Here is a 17,754-nt window from a genome sequence, read left to right as displayed (position 1 = left end):
ACAGGGCCTTGCACGCAGCTGTTCGGCTGCGCGAGGGCCCTGGTCGGCCGTGGCTGGTGCGGGTCGGCCGGTGCCGTGGGGGCGGGTGAGGAGCTGCTCAGCGCCGGCCGGGCGATCCGGGCGACGGCATGGATTCGTTGAGCGGTACGACGTTGAAGTATTCCTCGATGCGGTCGATGAGGCCGCCGTCGAACCGGAAGTACATCGCCGCGTGTACGTCACTGCGGGACCCGTCGGTCATGGTCAGGTGGAGCACTTGCTGCTGGAGCACTTCGTCACCGTCCTGGAACTGCCGCACGATGTCGTACCGAAGGGTCTCGACGTCGGCGGCCAACTGCTTCAGCAGTTCCATGTTCTCGTCGATCGGCTGGTCGCCGCTTCCGTCGTTGTGCCACACGGTGGCGGTGCCGGTGCACAGGGATCGCATCGTGGCGTAGTCCCGCACCTCCCACTGCCGGAGGTAGTGCACCGCTGCTGCGCGAAGGTCCTGGTCGGGTGTCATTGTTTCTTCCTCTCGGGTGTGCCGGTTGCGGCGGATGTCAGACGGCGGGGCCGGCCGCGGTGCCCGCGGCCGTCTCCTCGCCGAAGACGGGGGCACGTTCCCCCGCCTCGATGCGCAGGGGGAGGCGGTTCTCCCGGGGCGGCAGCGGGCAGGGGAAGGCCGCCGAGAACATGTGGTGAGGAACAACAGCCCGGTTGAAGTCGATACGGGCCGTACCAGCGGCGGAGTTGGGCAGAGGCAGGATCAGCCACCGGCCCATGGCGGGCGTTTCCGTGCCGCTGGTGCCGTCGGTGAACGTGATCAGCAGAGTGTCGCCGCCCACACCGAACGCCCGGAGCGTGTGCCGCTCGCCTCGCAGATCCAGGACGAAGTCACCAGGGGACGGGAGGGTGTCCCGCATACTCGGGCTGGTCAGCCGGGTCACTTCCAGGAGACGCCCGGCGTCCGCCGGACGGTACTCCGCCTCGACGGCCCAAGCCGGATCCCATGGCCACGCCTCGATCCCGCGCAGGCCGACGAGGGTGGGCGCGGCCGGATCCCACACGACCAGGACATGGGCTCCCCGCAGTTCCTCGATGGTGCCGCGCCGTCCGCCGGGGAAGGACAGGCGGCTGGCGCTGGTCAGTTCCACCGCCCCGTCCACGGCTTGGTCATCGGCGGAGACGCCCTCCGCATGCGCCGCGGTGAGCGTCAGGCTCCCCGAGAGGCCGGTGGACGTCCACCGCCCGGGGACCTCGGGGATTTCCTGACCCGGTTCCGTGATCAGCCGAGAGGCGATGCGGCCCGCCTTCCCGTCCGGGCCGGCCATCTCCTCCCACCGGCTCCGACGCCACCGGTCGTACCCGGTCAACGCGCCGTCGTCACTGAAGCATTCGCTGGACACAGTGTTCTCCTCTGTAGGTGGCGGTCACCTGTGACCGCCGTCAGGACCGTCGCGGTCCGACCGGTCGTGGCGATGGTTCGGATGGTGCGCTCGCCCGAGAACATGAGCAAAGCTGTTTGCTGTTACGGCAAATGCGGGGAAGGTGCCGTGACGGTGATCGCGGGCGGCGAGCAGCGGATTGGCGTGCACGTGCGCGTCCGGAACGGCGTCCCACCGGCGGGTTTGCGGATTCGGCAAGTTCCTTTGCCTCATCGGCCAGGGCGGGTGAACATGCCTGATATGAACACAAACCAGTCCGTGGAAGTGATCGTCATCGGCGGCGGTGCCGCCGGTCTGTCCGGCGCATTGACCCTGGCCCGGGCGCGCCGCTCCGTGATGGTGATCGACTCGGGGGAGCCACGCAACGCGCCCGCTTCCGGCGTGCATGGATTCCTCTCACGCGACGGCATGCCGCCTCGCGATCTCGTCGTTCGTGGGCAGGAGGAGGTGGCCCGCTACGGCGGCAGTGTGGTGCCCGGTCGTGTGGTCTCGGCCGAGCACGTCGACGGCCTGTTCGAGGTCACGACGGAGACCGGCGAACGCTACAGCGCCCGGCGGCTGCTGGTGGCCACGGGGCTGACCGACGAACTGCCTGAGGTGCCCGGTCTCGCCGAGAGGTGGGGACGCGATGTTCTGCACTGCCCCTACTGCCACGGGTGGGAGATCCGCGACCAGCCCCTGGGAGTGCTGGGGACGGGGCCCATGTCGGTACACCAGGCGCTGCTCTTCCGGCAGTGGACCTCGCGCATCACCCTGTTCACCGCCGACCGCGTCGAGGTCACCGATGATCAGCGCGAACAACTGACTGCGCGCGGCGTCGACGTGGTGGAGGGCGCGGTGGCGGCCATCGAGGTGGACAAGGACCGGCTGACCGGGATTCGGCTGGCTTCCGGCCGGGTGGTCGAGGTGACGGCGGTGGCGTTGAGTCCACGGATGCGTGCCGGCAAGGTGCTGTCGAGCCTGGGCCTCGACCCGGTCGAGCACCCGATGGGAGTCGGCGAGCACATCGAGGCCGATGCGACCGGCCGCACCGCGGTGCCGGGCGTGTGGGTGGCCGGCAATGCCACCGACCTGGCCGCTCAGGTCGTCGGTGCGGCGGCGGCCGGCACGGTGAGTGCTGCCGCGATCAACGCTGATCTGGTGGCGGAGGACACCGGCATCGCCGTTGCCGCGCTGCGGCGCGCGCAGGAAGGCCGGGAGCGGGCGGAGAGCCAAGGGCTGTGAACGCCTGTCCGGTCAGCCCGGAACACGGAAGGGAGAGGGGCATGGGGACTTGAGCGTCCGGCTGGGCCGCTGGAGTGCCGGGCCGCCCCGCCCCCGCTCCGCGTCATCGCAGCGCGCTGACGCGGGTCCCGTCCGCCAGCCGTCCGGTCAGCTGCGCCTTCGCGCCCTGCTTCGCGGGCACGGCGAGCAGCGGGCCGGTCGCGCTGCCCGTCACGCCGCCCGTCGTGGCCAGCGAAGTGAACTGCGTACTGCCCGCAGCCAGCACGTACCACTGCCCGCCCCGCGACTTCCACAGCACTCCGGCGAGCACCCGCGGCTGCCGCTTCCCGCAGGCCGGTGAGTTCTCCGCCTTGGCCACCACCGTGTCGGGGTCCGGCCCCCTGCCACCAGGCACCCGGAACTGCGCGAGCACCCGGCTCCCGGCGCCGCGCCAGGTCTCCGCGCGGGTGCAGAGCCAGGCCGCCCGGCCGCCCGACGCGGGCAGTTGCTGGGCGGCGAACTGCCAGGAGTTCACCGTGCGTACGCCGTGCGAGCGGACCACGGGGAGCAGACAGGCGGTGTGCGCCCAGCTCGCCAGGTCCGCCGCACCCGTCACGTCGTGCGGCCCGGCCGGCGGACCGGCGAGCAGCCGGGCCGGGGGCAGCTCGCCCAGATCGGTCACCAGATGCGTGCCCGCGCCGTCGCGCAGCGCGAGCGCGTTCCAGGAGGTACAGGCGCGGGAGACACCGGGGCCCGGCACCGGATCGGTGACACCGTCGGCCGAGCGGCCCAGTGGCCGCGCCCCCGCAGAAGGGGCGAGCAGGTCCCGCACACTCGCGCCGCGCACCCAGGGCGCCGTCAGATAGCGGACGTTGCCGTCGGACCTGCCCACGACCAGCGCGTCCGAAGCGGCCTCGTCCGCGCCGTCCACCCGCGCGAAATCCAGTGCGCTGCCTCCGCCGCCGTCCTTCGCCTCGGCGTACCGCACCACCCGCAGACCGTCGTAGAGCAGCACGACCACCGCGTCGTCCACCGTGCCCGCGTACAGCAGCTGCGGCGCGCCCATCGGCGGCCCGGCGGGAGTGCCGGGGGTCGCCGAGACCTGTACGGAGTCGCCGGGGCGGGCCCAGACGGCGAGCGCGCGCCGGAGCAGCGCGGTGTCACCGGTGCGGTCGCCGCGCGCGGGCCACACGGAGAAGTCGGTACGGGACGACGTCTTCCACGCGGTGCCCGCGACCCGGGTCAGCTTCGCCGGATTCAGGGCCTGTTCGTACACCGGATTGCCGGTGTACGCAGGTGCTGCGGCCCGACCGGCACCCAGACCGCCGTCCGGCAGTGCCAGCAGGGTCCCGCACACCAGGACGGCGGCCGCCGCGACCAGCGCACCCCTGCCACGGCGCCTGCGCCGCAGCAGATCGGTCGGCCTGGCCTGGAGCGAACAGGGGTCGAACGCGGCGGACGCCAGCAGCCCGTACTGCGCCGCCGGGCCGTCCGCCCGGTCCAGCGCCGTTCTGGGGTCGGCCACTCCGGCGGCCTCCAGCACCCGCCGTACCCGGGTGTCGTCGAGCCCTTCGAGGCCGCGCAGCGCGTACGCGGCGCGGGCGGGCCCGGAGAGGGCGGAGAGCCGCTGGTCCAGGGCGAGTTCGTCGGCGCCACCGGACCGGGGGAAGAGCCGCAGCCCCCACACCTGGGGCAGCAGCGGCGGCAACTGGGCGCGGCGGGGCCAGGCGTTCCACCGCCGGGGCCGTGCGACCTCCAGCGCCGCCGCGACCACGCGGCCACGCACATAGGCGTAGGCCGGGTCGCAGTCGTCCGCCCGGCGGGGCGACGGAAAGGAATCGGCCGCCCCGGACCGCCGTCCGCGCGGCAGCGCCCGCTGCGCGAGGGAGTGCGCGGTCAGCACCCGGCGGTTGCGGCCGAGCGAGGGCGGCAGGATCAGATACGCCAGCCGGACCAGCCGGGGGTAGTGCTCGACGAGCGCGGCCCCGGCCTGTCCGGCGTCGACATCGGTGGCGGCATCGGCGGCGGCCGGGCCGGGCGCGGAGCGACGGGTGTTTGACGGCACATTCAGCAGAACGAGCGAATGGTGGGATGGTCACCCGGGGCCCCGCCGCGACGGGGCCCCGGCGCGGCTCAACTCAGCGACCAGCCGCTGAAGTCCACGGTCCCGCGCATCCCGTTTCCGCCGTTCGTCGCACTCATGAAGATCCCGGTGTCCTGGCTGTCCGCCGCACTCGGCACGGCGACGGTGGCGACCGCGCGCCAGCTGCTCCCGCCGTCCGTCGAGAAGGAGCCGGTGTACGCGGTGCCCGCCCGCGTGAGCCGCAGCACGACCGGTGCCTTGATCCCGGTGACGCGCTTGTAGGTGTCCAGCGCTCCGTCGCCGTCCGTGTCGTACGAGAGCACGACGCCCTGGCCGGGTGTCACCGCCAGGTTCAGGAACCCGGCAGAGCCCGGGGTGGCCAGGCTGTTGCGCACGACGATCCCGCACCGGGCCCAGCTCCCGGTGTCGTCCTGGGAGTCCACCCGTACGGTCACGCTGGTACCGTCGGTCATCGCCCCCGCCTGGAACGCGGTGCCGAACTGGGTGGTGCCCTTCCACAGGTCCTGCCCGCCGCCGTTGATCGCCAGCCGTCCGTCCAGCTGCCCGAACACGGCGTCGTTGCCGGTGTACGTCCGCCACCCGGCGGCGAGCGGAGCGGCCACGTACACCGCGCTCCGCTCCCGCACGTCCACCTGCTTCCCGCCCTGCGGTCCGAACCGGGTCAGCAGGGTGTACGGCATCGGGCGCAGCGGAGTGGTCAGCGGTTCGGAGGGGGCGGTGACCAGCCAGGAGACCGAGCCCGACGCGCCAGGACCGACACTCTTCAGGGAGGTGCCGCCCTTCGGTGTGCCGTTCAGGCCGGTCAGCGTGAAGTCGACCTGGCCGGTCGCGCGCAGCCCGTTGAGGTTGCGGAAGCCGGCCGTGACCGTGCCGGTGCTGCCCGGGGTGAAGGCGACGGGCTGCGCGGAGACGGTGGCGGCGCCCTGGTACGGGGCCGTGGCCAGGGTGTCGTACACCCGCTGCGCTGTGCGGTACGCGTCGCCGGTCGCCTTGACGGGGTACGACTGCGTCCCGTGGGTCCAGGACTGCTCGTCCGGGAACCAGTCGAAGGTCTTGGCGTCCCGTCCTTCGGCGAGCGCGGCCGCCAGTTCGTCCAGGAACGCCTGCCACTGCGGGAGGTGGACATCGCTGAGCAGCCCGTGCCAGTCGCGGTTCGCGTAGTTGCTGAGGTGGTCGGCTGCGGTGCGGTCGCCCCACGTGGTGATGAGAGTGCGGGCCGTCCACTCCAACTGCACCGCCTCGGCCGGGCTGGTGGCGAAGCGCTTCGCCTCCTCCAGCCAGGGACCGAGCAGGAACGCCTGGTGGCAGCCGGCCAGCGTGTCGGCGAGCCGCATCAGCTTCAGCCAGAGCGCGGACAGCGTACGGAGGGTGGCGGCGTCCTTGCCGGTGTAGGCGTCGTGCAGTTGGGGCAGCAGGATCCGGCCCCGGTCGGCGAGTGCCTGCCGGGCGAGATCGACGAGGTCGTAGCGGTACGCGTCCGAGCCGCGCAGCGGTGCGCCGACATCGAGCAGGGCGGCGAAGGCGGTGTCGAACCCGGCGGTGTCGAAGGCGGACTTGACGGAGGCGGTGAGGCTGGGCCGGCGGGCGAAGAGCGAGTCGACCGGGCGTCCGTCGGTGGTGGTCAGCTGGTACGCGGTGGTGGCGAGCGCGGCGAAGGCCGTGCGCGCGGCGCGGTCGTCGCCGCCGTAGCGCACGCCGGCGTACCGGGTGAACCACGCGGTCCGGTCGATCTTCTCGGTGCGCCAGGCCAGTTCGCTGAAGAGCTCGAAGGCGGCCGGGTCGCGCTCGGCTGCCTCCGGCATGTACGCGGTGCCGGCCAGCGCGCTGCCCGCCTTGTCGCGCCACGCCGTGAACTTCTCCGTCCAGCGGTCGGTGTCGGCCCCGATCGTCGTACGGCCGCCGAAGTCGGGGATGGAGCCGAAGGCGTACGGGGCGCCGCCCCAGTCCTTCTCCCGATCGGTGACGGTGTCGATGTCGGAGAGCCCGTCGACGATCAGGATCCGGTCGGTGTCCACGGCCCGGAGCAGTTCGGCGCGCGGGTTGGCGCCCCAGCCGAGGATGACCCAGGTGGCGTCGGGGTGGGCGGTGTGCAAGGAGGTCTCGACGGCCCGGGCGGCGTCGGCGACGGGGACATCACCGGGGGTGCCGCCCTCGTGGAGCAGGTCCATCTTGAAGTGCTGTGCCTCGCCGAGGAGTTCGGACTGGTGCCGGTAGAAGGCCGCGGCCACCCGGTCGAAGACCTCGCTCCTCGGGTCGAGCCAGTCGGGGCGCCGCAGCCCGTTCCAGGTGCCCTGCGGTACGACGTCGGCGCCGGGGTTGCGCTCGGGGAACTCGTCAGGCACGGTCCCGAAGTAGCCGGGGAACACCGGGTGCATCCCCAGTTCGCGCAGCCGGTCGGCGATCTGCCGGCCCAGGGCGGCGCGCCGGTCGATCAGCGCGGTGGAGAGCGGGCCGCCGTATCCGCTCATGTTCTGGAGGAGCCACCAGGGCTGGTGGGAAGGGGCGGGCAGCCAGGCGCGGGCCTCGGTGTCGGAGTACCCGAAGTCCTGGAGCAGCCGGTGGTAGACGGCTTCCTGACCGGGCGTGATGAGGACCTCGTTGCAGCCGTGCAGGGCCAGGACGTCGATCGTCCGCTCCCAGTGCGGCCAGTCCGCGTAGGGGGCGGTGTAGCCGTCGTGGGTGTCGTTGAGCGCGAAGCGGTGCGGGACGGTCGCCGACTGCTGGACGGCCGCGCCGGGTGCGGGCAGCCGTGCGGGGAGGTCGAGCTGCGAGGTGTTCCACGAGATGTGCGCCCGGCACACGTACTTGAGGTACCAGTGGACGCCGGTCAGTGCCGTGGCGGGGCCGGTGGCGGCGACCTCGATCCGGCCCGTGGAGCCGGTGACCCGGAAGCGTTCCGCGCCGGTGAGAAGCGTGAGCGTGAACTGGTCTGCGTGGCGCGGCAGCAGACGCTTCAGGGCGGCGCGGGCCGGGCCGGTGTTGAGGGGCTCCGGTGCCGCGGGGGAGCGTCTCGGGGGGATGGCGGCCGGTGCGCCGGCCGCTGCGGCGGGGGTCGCCTGTGCGCCGATCGCGGCGCCGGCGCCGATCGCGCCCGCGGTGCTCAGCAGCGTACGTCTGGACAGCTCGTGCATCGGCACTCCCTCGTGTTGCGCGTCAATGCTGCTGACGGTCCGTGCGATGACAGATGCATGCGATGCGCACGGTAATGACGAGGGGGAGGCGGAGCAATGGGGCGCACAGGTATGAGTGCGTAAAAGCGGCCCGGTTCCATCTTTCGGCCCGCCGGATTCATGGTTGGTCAGCCGTGGAGTTGGGTATCACGGCGATCTTCAGCAGGTCGATTACGGTCTGTTGGCAGCTGCTCGGGTGTACGGCGCTGACCTGCGAATTGTTCACCCGTTCCCGGCAGGGCCGTTCAGCTGCCTGCCCCGCCGGGCGCCGGCCTCCCGCTCCGGGAGATCTCCGATCAGCATTTCCGGTACGGACGGACCGTTCAATGAATTCGAGTGACCGGTATCAAGCCCGATCATTCGCGGCGGGGCGGCAAAGTCGCGCGGAAAGAAACCGGACCACGGAAAGGCCGGTTCTTTTCGGGGGAAAGGCCGCAGATGGGCCACGTTCGCTTATCCGCGGGATCTCGCTCCCGGTTCCGGTCCGTACGGTTCAACCGCCGGTACCGCTACCCCCGGTCGAGATAGGCGAGCACCGCGAGGACCCGCCGGTTGTCGTCGTCCGACACCGGCAGGCTCAGTTTGCCGAAGATGTTCGACGTGTGCTTCGCCACCGCCCGCTCCGTCACCACGAGCTGGCCCGCGATCGCCGCGTTGGAACGCCCCTGCGCCATCAGCTCCATGACCTCCAGCTCGCGCGGGGTGAGGCTGCCCACCGGCTTGTCCTGGGCCCGCCGGGACAGCAGTTGCTGGATCACCTGCGGGTCCATCGCGGTACCGCCCGCCGCCACCCGGCGCACCGCGTCGATGAACTGGTCGGCGTCGAACACCCGGTCCTTGAGCAGATATCCCACGCCTCCCGTACCGTCCGCCAGCAGCTCGCGCGCGTACAACTGCTCCACATGCTGCGACAGGACCAGGACCGGCAGCCCGGGCCTGGCCCGGCGGGCGGCCAGCGCGCACTGGAGGCCCTCGTCCGTGTGGGACGGCGGCAGCCGGACGTCGACCACAGCGACGTCCGGCTCCAACTCGGCGAAGGCCTTTGTCAGTTCGGGTCCGGTCTCGACCGCAGCCGCGATCTCGAAGTCGTACGCCTCCAACATCCGGACCAGGCCGTCTCTCAGCAGGAAGAGGTCTTCGGCGAGGACAACGCGCACGGAATCTCCATCGTCACCATGGTCGGGCCGCCCACCGGGCTGTTGACGGCCAGTACGCCGTCGAATGTACCCAGTCGGCGTTCGATTCCGCTCAGTCCCGAACCCTTTCCCGGCGACGCGCCCCCGCGGCCGTCATCGGTGACCGACATCCGCAGCATCCCCCGGGTGTGGTGGATGTCGACCCAGATCCGGTCCGCCCCCGCGTGCTTGACGGCGTTCGTCAGGACCTCGCTGACCGCGAAGTACGCCGCCGACTCGACCGGGGCCTCCGCACGGCCCGCCATGTCCACCTCGACCTCGGTCGGTACGGGCAGCCGCAGCGCCAGGGCCCTGACCGCGTCACCGAGTCCGCGCTCCGCCAGCACCGGCGGGTGGATGCCGCGCACCAGGTCCCGCAGCTCCGTGAGCGCCTCCGCCGACGACTCGCGGGCCATCGACAGCATCTTCTTCGCCTGCGCCGGGTCCTTCTCGATGAGCGCCTCGACGGTGGAGAGGTTCATGCCCATCGCCACCAGCCTGGCCTGCGCACCGTCGTGCAGATCCCGCTCGATCCGGCGCAGTTCGGCGGCCGAGCTGTCCACGGCGTCGTGCCGGGTCTCGGTGAGCCGGTCGATGCGCTCGCCCAGCTCGGCCTCCCTGGTCGGGGCCAGCACCGAGCGGGTGATGGCGAAGTGGGCGCGGATCAGAGCGGGCCCGAAACGCAGTCCGGCCGCGATCCAGCAGACACCGACCAGGGCCGCGAGCGCCGCGGTGGTCCAGCTGTCGACCCGGACGAACTCGTACCAGTACCCGCCGCCCGCACGGACGATCGGCTTCCACAGACCGAGCAGCAGCAGGATGCCGAAGACCCCCTCGCTGAACAGCGACAGCGGCAGCAGCGCGGTGACCGCGCCCGCCGTCATGTCGACGAGCAGCCAGCGCATGTCGCGCCACGTCGCGGGATCCTTCACCAGCACCGTGCAGCGCTCCACCTGACCGGCTGTGCCCGGCCGCGGCTGGAGCGGGAGCGGCCGGCGCACCACCGGAATGCGGGTGCCCGTCCACTTGGCCGCCAGCAGCCGGCGCTGGTCGGCGTGCGAGCGGATCAGGTCCAGCAGCGCCGGCGTGGTGAAGACACCGACACCGACCGGGATCAGCGCGATCGAGGTGACCGCCAGAGTGAAGAGCGTGATCGAGCCGATGAGTGACATCCCGGCCAGCGCCAGGCCCCGTACGGCCGCCACCCCCGCGTCGCGTGCCTTCGTCGCCCTCATGGTGATGTCCCTCTCGTCCCTGGCCGGGTGATCGCCGGCCTGGACACCAGTGTGGCCGCAAGGGGGCGCCCGGGGCATTGGGTTCCGCACCCGATTCGGGGGTGTAGCTGGCACCACCCCCCGCCCCTCGCCTTATGGCTCCGCACAGGGGGCCTCGACGGCTGGGGCCGTCCGCGGCCCGTTCCTAGCGTGGGAGGCGAATCAACCGACGCTTACAACTGGGGGCGAAACGCCATGAGGCTCAACCTCGCGGCCCGTATCGGTGTGTGGAGCGCGCACCACCGCAGAACAGCCATCATCGGCTGGCTGGTGTTCGTGGTGCTCGCCATGGGCATCGGCGGGGCCTCCGGCATGGTCAACATGTCCGACTCCGAGAACGGCGCGGGCGACTCGGCGCGGGCCACCCGCATCCTGGAGGACGCCGGTCTCAGCCGGCCCGCCGGCGAGATGGTCATGGTGTCGGGCAGGAGCGCCGGCGACTGGAAGCCCGCGGCCCGCGCGGTCACCACGGCCGTCGGGAAGACCGGAGCGGTACGGAACATCGCGGCGCCCGTCCCCTCCAAGGACGGCAGGGACGCGCTGATCACCTTCGACATGAAGGGCGACGCGGACACCGCGGCCGACCGGGTGGGGCCGGTGCTCGACGCGGTGTCCGGGGTGCGTGCCGGCCGGCCGGACGTACGGATCTACCAGTTCGGCGACGCCAGCGCGGGCAAGTGGCTCGGCGACCTGCTCTCCAAGGACCTCCGCTCGGCCGAATTCACCGCCGTACCACTGGCGTTGGGCATCCTCCTGGTGGCCTTCGGGGCCGTGGTGGCCGCGCTGCTGCCCGTCGGACTCGCGCTGACGGCGTGCATGGCGGCGTTCGGGCTGCTGTCACTCGCCAGCCACCAGCTGCACCTCTTCCAGACCACGTACTCGGTGATGTTCCTGATGGGCTTCGCCGTCGGCGTCGACTACTGCCTCTTCTACCTGCGGCGCGAGCGGGACGAACGGGCCGCGGGGCGCGACGCCGAGACCGCGCTGCGTATCGCGGCGGCCACCAGCGGCCGGGCCGTGCTCGTCTCCGGGGTCACCGTGATGGTGGCGATGGCCGGGATGTTCCTGTCCGGCCTGATGCTGTTCAAGGGCTTCGCGCTCGCCACCATCCTCGTGGTCCTCATCGCGATGCTCGGCTCGGTGACGGTGCTGCCCGCGCTGCTCTCCTGGCTGGGCGACCGGATCGACGCCGGCCGGGTCCCGCTGCTGAACCGGCGCGGCAGGCGCGGCGTGCGGCAGAGCGGCGCGACAGCCGGACGGCTGCTGAAGCCGGTGCTGGCCCGTCCCGCGGTCTTCGCGGCCGGAGCGGTGGTGGTGCTGCTGGCCCTGGCGGCGCCCGCGCTGGGTATGAAGACGGAGGAGCTCGGCCTGGAGAAGCAGTTCGGCTCGTCGTCCGAGCTGTCGGTCTCCTACCGCCATATCGCGGACACCTTCCCCGGCGGTCCCGCCCCGGCCACGGTGGTGGTCAAGGCCGACGACATCGGAGCGCCGGGCGTACGCACGGCACTCGCCGGCTTCGACCGGGTCACCGTGCACAGCCGGCAGAACGTCGCGGAGATCGAGGTGCCCCTGCCCACCGGCCGGGCCGGGCTGACCGAACTGCGGGACGAGCGGCTGCCCGCCGCCTTCGACGGCACCGGCGCCCATGCCTACGTCACCGGGGAACTGGCGAACTCGGTCGACTTCAACCATCAGCTGAAGCACGGCATCGTTCCGGTCTTCGCCTTCATCACGGCGGTGACCTTCCTGCTGATGCTCTTCTGCTTCCGCTCGTACGTCATCGCGCTGACGTCGGTCCTCCTCAACCTGCTCTCGGTGGCCGCCGCCTACGGGGTGATGGTCGCCGTCTTCCAGCACGGCTGGGGGGCGTCGCTGATCGGCTCGGAGAAGGCCGGTGCGATCGAGTCCTGGATGCCGCTCTTCGTCCTGGTCGTCCTCTTCGGTCTGTCGATGGACTACCACGTGTTCGTCGTGTCCCGGATCCGGGAGGCGCGCGAACGGGGGCTGAGCACCAGGGACGCGGTCGACGAGGGCATCCGGCGGACCGCGGGCGCGGTGACCGGCGCAGCAGTGATCATGGTCGCGGTGTTCTCGGTCTTCGGCTCGCTCTCGATGCAGGACATGCAGCAGATGGGCGTCGGACTCGCGGTGGCGGTCCTGCTGGACGCGACCGTGGTGCGGATGGTGCTGCTGCCCGCGGTGATGACGCTGCTGGGCGAGCGCAACTGGCGTACACCGAAGGGGGCTTCCCGGCTGCCCGGCCGCGATCACCGCGACGCGCCGCCGAAGGTACCGGCAGGCATCTGACCGTACGCACCCGGCGGCCGCACCGGTTCAGGATCAAAGGCAGCACAGCGCCCTCCCGGGCCGTGGGACAGGGGACCAGCCGGGGAGGGCGCTTCGGTGGGTGCGCGGAGACGGAGACGTACGGGTGTGATCAGGGCGCGTACTTGTACCCCACGCGGCGCACCGTACGGATCGTGTGCCGGTGCTCGGAGCCCAGCTTGCGGCGCAGCCGGGCCACATGGACATCGACGGTCCGGCCGTCGCCCACATGCCCGTAACCCCACACGGTGGTCACCAACTGGTCGCGGCTGTGCACCCGGTGGGGGTGCGCGACGAGATGCGCGAGCAGCTCGAACTCCAGATACGTCAGATCCAGCGTCCGCCCGTCCACCGAAGCGGTGCGCTGCGCACTGTCGATCCGCACCGCCCCGTCGGACGCGGTCGGGGCCGGTACCGGGCCCGGCTGGTGATCGGCGGGCACCAGCACCAGATAGCCGACCATCGGCGGCTGCCCGGGCACGGAGGGCAAGGTGTGCTGGGGTGCGGGCAGCCAGGTGGCGCCGGGCGGCAGGAAGTCCGCGACCGGGACCACCTCGTCACGGTCGACGGACCGCAGCCGGTGCCGGTGGGACGGGAGAGGTGTGGCGGTCGCGGCAGCCGCAGTGGTCGCAGCCGTCGCGGCGGTCGCTGCGGAGAAGGAACGGGTGTCAGCCATGAGTGGTCAGCTCTTTCACGCGGAGAGGTCGTCGAGGGACGTACGTCGTGCGCGCCGGCCGAAGGCTTCGAAGCGGAAGAGGCGTTAGAGGGCCGGCGCCTGTGTCGCACGGCAACACACTCGGTCGAAGTCGTGATGCTGACGGGACGGCCAGAACGGTTCGAGGTCGAAGCGACCGGTCGAGGTGTTCTGATGGCGGGCCATGTGCCCATTGAACCAGATGCGCCGGACCGGCAGCAGGGGCTCCCGGCAAAGGAACGGCACGGGGGCGCCCACCGGTGCGGCGGGCGCCCCCGTGGGGAACGCGGTGCGGAGGCGTACCCGGGTGCGCAGAGTGTTCTGGGCACTCAGGCACTCAGGCACTCAGGCACTCCGGGTGCTCAGACCTGTCCTGCCTTCTCCAGCGCGGTGCAGCAGGTGTCGGTGACCAACCGGGTCACCACGTACGGGTCGACGTTCGCGTTGGGCCTGCGGTCCTCGATGTAGCCCTTCCGGTCCCGCTCGACCTGCCACGGGATCCGGACCGACGCACCGCGGTCGGAGACACCGTAGGTGTACTCGTCCCACCGGGCCGTCTCGTGCAGACCGGTCAGCCGGTCGTCGATCCCGGCGCCGTAGTTCTTGACGTGGTCCAACGGCTTCGAGCCCTCGCCCAGCGCCTCGCACGCGGTGATGATCGCGTCGTATCCCTCGCGCATCGCCTGGGTGGAGAAGTTGGTGTGCGCGCCCGCGCCGTTCCAGTCGCCCTTCACCGGCTTCGGGTCGAGCGTCGCCGACACGTCGAAGTCCTCGGCGGTCCGGTAGAGCAGCCAGCGTGCGATCCACAGCTGGTCGGACACTTCGAGCGGCGACAGCGGACCGACCTGGAACTCCCACTGGCCGGGCATGACTTCGGCGTTGATGCCGGAGATGCCCAGGCCCGCGGCGAGGCAGTGGTCGAGGTGCTTCTCGACGATGTCGCGGCCGAAGATCTCGTCGGCGCCGACCCCGCAGTAGTAACCGCCCTGCGCGGCCGGGTACCCGCCCTCGGGGAAGCCGAGCGGCCGGTGGCCGTCGAAGAAGGTGTATTCCTGCTCGATACCGAAGATCGCCTCCTGCGCCTCGAACCGCCCGGCGACCTCGGCGAGCGCGGCCCGGGTGTTGGAGGAGTGCGGGGTCAGGTCGGTGTTGAGGACCTCGCACAGGACGAGTACGTGATCACTGCCGCGTATCGGGTCGGGGCAGCTGAACACCGGGTTGAGCACCAGGTCGGACGCGTGGCCCTGCGCCTGGCCGGTGCTCGAACCGTCGAAACCCCAGAGCGGCGGCGCCTCCCCGGTGGCCAGGATCTTCGTCTTCGAACGGAGTTTGGCGGTCGGCTCGGTCCCGTCGATCCAGATGTACTCGGCCTTGAACGTCACGGAAGCCATCCTTCGCTGGTGCGGCCCTGCTGGTGCGGCCCTGCGAGTGCGGCAGGTCCATGGCGGCAGCATCGCAATCCGCGGTTTCCCGGCCGTTGCCCGACTGTGAACGGGGTGTTTCCCGGCCCGGATCCGATGGCCGAGACTGGCCGGTATGACGAAGCCATCCGGTACGCAGCCATCCCGTACGCAGCCTTCCCTTGCGCAGCCATCCAGCGTGCAGCCACCCCGTACGAGGCCGCGCATCGGTCTCCTCGGCACCGGCCCCTGGGCGCGGTCCACCCACGCTCCCGCGCTCGCCGCCCACCCGGAGATCGAGTTCAGCGGGGTCTGGGGCAGGCGGCGCGAGGCGGCGGACGAGCTCGCCGCCGAACACGGGACGACCGCATACGACGAGGTGGACGCGCTCCTCGCGGCGAGCGACGCGGTAGCGGTGGCTCTCCCGCCGGACATCCAGGCCCCGCTCGCGGCCCGCGCCGCGGCAGCCGGGTGTCATCTGCTGCTCGACAAGCCGGTCGCCACGACGGTCGCCGGCGCACGCGACGTCGTTGCCGCGGCCGAGCGCTCCGGTGTCGCGTCCGTGGTCTTCTGCACGCTGCGCTTCACACCGGGGGTGGCCGAGTGGATCGCCGGACAGGCCGCTGTGGACGGCTGGTTCACCGGCCGCGCGGAGTGGCTCGGGGCGCTCTTCTCGCCCGGAGCGGACAGCCCGTACGCGGCATCCCCGTGGCGCAGGGAGAAGGGCGGGCTGTGGGACGTGGGCCCGCACGCGCTCTCCGTCCTGTTGCCGGTGCTCGGGGACGCGACGGAGGTCACAGCGGCCGGGGGCGCCGAGGACACCGTCCAGCTCGCGCTGCGCCACACCTCGGGCGCTTCCAGTTCGGCGACGCTCAGCCTGAGCGCCCCGGCCCGAGCGGCGGGCACCACCGTCGAGTTCCGCGGCGCCCACGGGGTCGCGGTGCTGCCGGAGCGCCGGGGCGGGGGTGCGCGGGTGCCGTTCGCCGCGGCGGTCGACGCGCTGCTCGCGGCCGTACGGACCGGTGAACCACATCCGTGCGACGTACGGTTCGGCCTGCGGCTGACCGAGATCCTGGCGGAGGCGGAGCAGCAACTGACCGGGAAGTGACCGGCGGTGGCCGCAGCAGGGCCGCTGAACCCCCGGCCGGGCAGCCCGGCCGGGGGAACTCACCGCCCGAGAGCGTCCCGGACCGCCTCCTCCGTACGCGCCACCACCGCTGTGCCGTCCTCCGCCGTGATGATGGGCCGCTGGATCAGCTTCGGGTGCCCGGCCAGCGCGGCGATCCACCGGTCCCGCGCCTCCGCGTCGCGCGGCCACTCCTTCAGCCCGAGCGCCTTCGCGTCCGGCTCCTGGGTCCGGGTGATGTCCCACGGCTCCAGTCCGAGCCGGCCGAGCACCGCCCGGATCTCGTCCTCACCGGGCACGTCCTCCAGGTATCTGCGGACGGTGTACGAAGCACCTTCCGCGTCCAGCAGGTCCACCGCACTGCGGCATTTCGAGCACGCGGGATTGATCCAGATCTCCATGGGGTCAAAGGTACGTGAGAGGCTGCCGGGACCCTTCTGGCCAGGGGCTTCTGTCAGTGCCCGGCAGTAAAATGGGGGCAGTTCGTGAGGGTCCGCAAGGGCCCCGTCACCAGCGCCTGGAGGTCGCCGATGGCCGTAGCCATGTCCCCGACGGAGTCACTGGTCAAGAAGAAGCTGCCCGCGGGAAAGCCCCGTGACTGGTACGTCTCGCACAACCGCAGGCTGAAGGCGATGCGCCTGGCCATCGCACTGCTCGACACCGGTGTCTACCGACCGGATCAGGCACCGAACCGGAAGATACGCTCCACGGCTGCCCTCGCGGGCATCCACCCGCCGTCCGACGCCACTTGCCGGATGGTGCGCGTCCTGATCCGCTTCGGGCGCTGAGCACAGCACCTGCCCGACCGATGTTTCACCGACTGCTTCACCGACTGCTTCACCGACTGCTTCACCAGTCGTTCGGCCGGTGGGGGCGGACGTCAGCCCGCACCCACCGGCCGAACGGCCCCCGGAATCCGGCCCGTTCGACCGTCAGTCCATGCCGCGTGTCCCGATGACGACCGTGGCGTACCGCTCGGCGCAACTGGCCACCCGCGCGGCCAGCCCGTCCCGGGTGACCGTCCGTACGGCCGCGGGCGCCTGCCGTTCGCTGGTCTCGAACAGCAGATGGCCACCCGGTGCCAGCCAGGGCAGCGCGGCCGCGGTCACCCGCCGCAGTACGTCGAGGCCGTCCGCACCACCGTCGAGCGCGACGCGCGCCTCGTGCACCCGGGCCTCGGCGGGCAGCAGCTCGATCTCCTCCGTGGGCACGTACGGCACGTTGGCCAGCAGGATGTCGACGCGCCCGCGCAGCGACCGGGGCAGCGGGCCGTAGAGGTCGCCCTCGTACACCCGGCCCCCCGCGCCGGCGACATTGCGGCGGGCGCAGCGGACCGCAGCGGGGTCGACATCGGCTGCGTGCAGCTCGGCTCCGTCCAGCGCGGCGGCGAGCGCGGCGCCCAGGGCGCCCGATCCGCAGCACAGGTCGACGACGACGGCCCCGGGCGGAGCGAGGGCGACGGCCTGCTCGACCAGGAACTCGGTCCGCCGGCGGGGTACGAAGACACCCGCGTCCACAGCGATGCGCAGACCGCAGAACTCGGCCCAGCCCAGCACGTGTTCGAGGGGGAGACCCACGACGCGCCGGTCGACCATGGCGGCCAGTTCGGCGGAGTCGCGGGCGGCGGAGACAAGCAGCTCCGCCTCGTCCTCGGCGAAGACACAGCCCGCGGCCCGGAGCCTGGTGACGACGGCGGAGAGCGGCAGCGGCGATTGAGGTGACGGCGGTGAGGGATGCGACAGATGTGACGGTGGGACCGGCATGTGAGCCTTTCGGGATACCTGTGGGGCTCCCTCGGTCACCTGGGTCAGATGAACCGCACGGCCGTGAGGGGGAGCGCCCGTCCTGCTACAGCGGTA

Annotated in this window: 14 protein-coding genes; 4 read left to right on the top strand and 10 right to left on the bottom strand. The window is 71.8% G+C overall.

Annotated elements, in window-relative coordinates; genetic code table 11:
* Nucleotides 1-97 precede the first annotated feature (97 nt).
* On the bottom strand, nucleotides 98-502 hold the full coding sequence (locus OHB13_RS08830; protein WP_328376678.1) for a nuclear transport factor 2 family protein: 405 nt from the start codon (nucleotides 500-502) through the stop codon (nucleotides 98-100).
* 37 nt (nucleotides 503-539) lie between these two features.
* Nucleotides 540-1,385: a DUF1684 domain-containing protein gene (locus OHB13_RS08825; protein ID WP_328376677.1), complete on the bottom strand. Its 846-nt coding sequence runs from the start codon at nucleotides 1,383-1,385 to the stop codon at nucleotides 540-542.
* 297 nt (nucleotides 1,386-1,682) lie between these two features.
* Between OHB13_RS08825 and OHB13_RS08820 the strand changes: the two genes are divergently transcribed.
* Nucleotides 1,683-2,648, top strand: a complete 966-nt coding sequence (locus tag OHB13_RS08820) for an NAD(P)/FAD-dependent oxidoreductase (RefSeq protein WP_328376676.1) — start codon at nucleotides 1,683-1,685, stop codon at nucleotides 2,646-2,648.
* 103 nt (nucleotides 2,649-2,751) lie between these two features.
* Here OHB13_RS08820 and OHB13_RS08815 read toward each other — a convergent pair whose 3' ends face one another.
* From OHB13_RS08815 to OHB13_RS08800, 4 genes are all read right to left on the bottom strand, one after another.
* Entirely contained in the window at nucleotides 2,752-4,701 is a 1,950-nt protein-coding gene (locus OHB13_RS08815; RefSeq protein ID WP_443062991.1) for a hypothetical protein, read from the bottom strand.
* Nucleotides 4,702-4,760: 59 nt separating this feature from the next.
* The gene (locus tag OHB13_RS08810) at nucleotides 4,761-7,862 is read right to left on the bottom strand and encodes an alpha-N-acetylglucosaminidase (RefSeq protein ID WP_328376674.1); all 3,102 of its coding nucleotides are present in this window, start codon (nucleotides 7,860-7,862) and stop codon (nucleotides 4,761-4,763) included.
* Between the two features lie 548 nt (nucleotides 7,863-8,410).
* Nucleotides 8,411-9,058: a response regulator transcription factor gene (locus tag OHB13_RS08805; RefSeq protein WP_266857719.1), complete on the bottom strand. Its 648-nt coding sequence runs from the start codon at nucleotides 9,056-9,058 to the stop codon at nucleotides 8,411-8,413.
* Nucleotides 9,022-10,311 carry a sensor histidine kinase gene (locus tag OHB13_RS08800; RefSeq protein ID WP_328376673.1) on the bottom strand — a complete coding sequence of 430 codons (1,290 nt, stop codon included), beginning with the start codon at nucleotides 10,309-10,311 and terminating at the stop codon, nucleotides 9,022-9,024. Before OHB13_RS08800 ends, OHB13_RS08805 begins: the two co-directional genes overlap by 37 nt.
* A gap of 234 nt (nucleotides 10,312-10,545) precedes the next feature.
* Here OHB13_RS08800 and OHB13_RS08795 point away from each other — a divergent pair, with 234 nt between their 5' ends.
* Nucleotides 10,546-12,657 carry an MMPL family transporter gene (locus OHB13_RS08795; RefSeq protein WP_328376672.1) on the top strand — a complete coding sequence of 704 codons (2,112 nt, stop codon included), beginning with the start codon at nucleotides 10,546-10,548 and terminating at the stop codon, nucleotides 12,655-12,657.
* Between the two features lie 130 nt (nucleotides 12,658-12,787).
* Here OHB13_RS08795 and OHB13_RS08790 read toward each other — a convergent pair whose 3' ends face one another.
* Both OHB13_RS08790 and glnII read right to left on the bottom strand, forming a co-directional pair.
* Nucleotides 12,788-13,351 carry a winged helix-turn-helix domain-containing protein gene (locus OHB13_RS08790; protein WP_328376671.1) on the bottom strand — a complete coding sequence of 188 codons (564 nt, stop codon included), beginning with the start codon at nucleotides 13,349-13,351 and terminating at the stop codon, nucleotides 12,788-12,790.
* 380 nt (nucleotides 13,352-13,731) lie between these two features.
* Nucleotides 13,732-14,751 (bottom strand): glutamine synthetase, encoded by a 1,020-nt coding sequence (gene glnII, locus OHB13_RS08785; RefSeq protein WP_328376669.1) that lies wholly within the window; start codon nucleotides 14,749-14,751, stop codon nucleotides 13,732-13,734.
* A 154-nt stretch (nucleotides 14,752-14,905) separates the two neighbouring features.
* Between glnII and OHB13_RS08780 the strand changes: the two genes are divergently transcribed.
* The gene (locus OHB13_RS08780) at nucleotides 14,906-15,877 is read left to right on the top strand and encodes a Gfo/Idh/MocA family protein (RefSeq protein WP_328376667.1); all 972 of its coding nucleotides are present in this window, start codon (nucleotides 14,906-14,908) and stop codon (nucleotides 15,875-15,877) included.
* A gap of 59 nt (nucleotides 15,878-15,936) precedes the next feature.
* On the opposite strand, the gene OHB13_RS08775 is transcribed toward OHB13_RS08780, so the two are convergent.
* A complete protein-coding gene (locus tag OHB13_RS08775; RefSeq protein WP_328376664.1) occupies nucleotides 15,937-16,296 on the bottom strand; it encodes an ArsC/Spx/MgsR family protein in 360 nt (119 codons plus the stop codon).
* Between the two features lie 129 nt (nucleotides 16,297-16,425).
* Between OHB13_RS08775 and OHB13_RS08770 the strand changes: the two genes are divergently transcribed.
* Complete coding sequence (locus tag OHB13_RS08770) at nucleotides 16,426-16,683, top strand: hypothetical protein (protein WP_266857733.1); 258 nt, start codon at nucleotides 16,426-16,428, stop codon at nucleotides 16,681-16,683.
* A gap of 144 nt (nucleotides 16,684-16,827) precedes the next feature.
* Here the strand turns inward: OHB13_RS08770 and OHB13_RS08765 are convergent, their stop codons facing one another.
* Nucleotides 16,828-17,658, bottom strand: a complete 831-nt coding sequence (locus OHB13_RS08765) for a putative protein N(5)-glutamine methyltransferase (protein WP_328376661.1) — start codon at nucleotides 17,656-17,658, stop codon at nucleotides 16,828-16,830.
* Nucleotides 17,659-17,754 lie beyond the last annotated feature (96 nt).

The sequence above is a fragment of the Streptomyces sp. NBC_00440 genome (assembly GCF_036014215.1).
GTDB lineage: Bacteria > Actinomycetota > Actinomycetes > Streptomycetales > Streptomycetaceae > Streptomyces.
Note: the sequence above shows the minus strand (reverse complement) of the source record. Positions and strands in the feature narration are given on the sequence as shown.

Bases quoted from the DNA above. Each gene is read 5' to 3' on its own strand.
- OHB13_RS08830 (WP_328376678.1), bottom strand. From the start codon at position 502: ATGACACCCGACCAGGACCTTCGCGCAGCAGCGGTGCACTACCTCCGG.
- OHB13_RS08810 (WP_328376674.1), bottom strand. From the start codon at position 7,862: ATGCACGAGCTGTCCAGACGTACGCTGCTGAGCACCGCGGGCGCGATC.
- OHB13_RS08800 (WP_328376673.1), bottom strand. From the start codon at position 10,311: ATGAGGGCGACGAAGGCACGCGACGCGGGGGTGGCGGCCGTACGGGGC.
- OHB13_RS08795 (WP_328376672.1), top strand. From the start codon at position 10,546: ATGAGGCTCAACCTCGCGGCCCGTATCGGTGTGTGGAGCGCGCACCAC.
- OHB13_RS08790 (WP_328376671.1), bottom strand. From the start codon at position 13,351: ATGGCTGACACCCGTTCCTTCTCCGCAGCGACCGCCGCGACGGCTGCG.
- OHB13_RS08780 (WP_328376667.1), top strand. From the start codon at position 14,906: ATGACGAAGCCATCCGGTACGCAGCCATCCCGTACGCAGCCTTCCCTT.
- OHB13_RS08775 (WP_328376664.1), bottom strand. From the start codon at position 16,296: ATGGAGATCTGGATCAATCCCGCGTGCTCGAAATGCCGCAGTGCGGTG.
- OHB13_RS08770 (WP_266857733.1), top strand. From the start codon at position 16,426: ATGGCCGTAGCCATGTCCCCGACGGAGTCACTGGTCAAGAAGAAGCTG.
- OHB13_RS08765 (WP_328376661.1), bottom strand. From the start codon at position 17,658: ATGCCGGTCCCACCGTCACATCTGTCGCATCCCTCACCGCCGTCACCT.